Raw genomic sequence first — 1,122 nt, 5'->3', positions numbered from 1 at the left:
GTGCTGCACGGCCCGGCCACCGCGATCCACCGGCCGGCTGACGTGCTGGTCGGACTCGCCGAGCAGCCGGACCGGGCCGGCCGGCCAGTGGGCGTGGCCGCCACAGCGTTGGAGGCGATCGCCCGGTCCGCGGCGGCCGGAGAGGACGTCCCGGTGGTCGTCGCGCCGTGCGGGCCGACGCTGACACCGGGCCAGGTCGCCGTGCTGACCGAGCAGACCGACGTCGCCGCGGGCGTGACGGTGGCCATCGGCGCCGGAGACGCCGGCCGACGTGCGGCGGAGCGGGCGTATCACCTGCTCGCCCCTGCCGTGCAGGCTCACCCGACGGCCGGCGGGGCGCTGCGGGCGGTCGGCCCCCGGCCGCAGGACCGCGTACGGCCGTTGCTGGAGGCCGTGGTCACCGCCCGGGTGGACTGGGCGACGCGCACCTACCAGACCCCCGCCGGCCGGGCCGGCGTCGCCCGGTCGGCGCGGTCGATGCTGCGCTACCAGGTCGGCGCGAGCGGGGTGGACATCGCCGCGTTGGAGGCGTACGTCGCCCAGCGCCTGGACCCGGTTCCCGGCCCCGAGGTCCAGCCGGCACCGCCCGTGGTCGACGTGCCGGCTCCCGCGCCTGCCGTCCTGGGCGGCGCGGCCACGGCGCACGCGCCGCCGGTGGTCGACGCGGATGGGGCGGCGACCGCCGCCCCGTCCGTCGACCGTGACCAGGACGGCCCGGCCGATGCGGAGGAGACGGATGAACCACTACGGGGCGCAGGCCCAGCGGCACTGGCAGACGTACCTGCCCCAGCGGTACGCAACCATCGAGGACCCGAACAGCTTCTTCTCGACTTTGGGGGAGCAGGCGGCTCAGCAGATCGAGCAGCGGACGCGGGAGCTGGCCGGTCCGGATCAGCCGGGCGAGGGGTACCTCGGCAAGCTGGGCCGGCTGAACGCGGCGAAGCAGATGGCGGAGGAGGAGATCCTCCCCGAGCTGATCCTGATCGACCCGGAGATCGACAGCCCGACGGACGAGACGTCGAGCGCGCCGACGACGGCGGACCCGGCGTGGACGCCGCTGGTGGAGGACCCGACCGACCCGTGGTGGCAACGGGTCGCGGAGGAAGAGGACGACGAGGACGA

1 protein-coding gene and 1 pseudogene are annotated in these 1,122 nt (G+C 75.9%); one reads left to right on the top strand and one right to left on the bottom strand.

Annotation, left to right across the window (positions count from 1 at the left end):
- Nucleotides 1–294: pseudogene (locus EAD96_RS31340) on the bottom strand (hypothetical protein); the annotation flags it as partial.
- Nucleotides 295–736: 442 nt separating this feature from the next.
- On the opposite strand from EAD96_RS31340, the gene EAD96_RS00255 reads away from it, so the two are divergent.
- Nucleotides 737–1,122, top strand: a 386-nt coding sequence (locus EAD96_RS00255) for a hypothetical protein (RefSeq protein WP_121682863.1), incomplete at its 3' end; no start/stop codon positions are given.

The organism is Micromonospora sp. BL1, from assembly GCF_003667485.1.
Classification (GTDB): Bacteria; Actinomycetota; Actinomycetes; order Mycobacteriales; family Micromonosporaceae; genus Micromonospora; species Micromonospora tulbaghiae.
The sequence above is the reverse complement of the archived record's forward strand: the minus strand, read 5'-3'. Positions and strand labels throughout refer to the sequence as shown.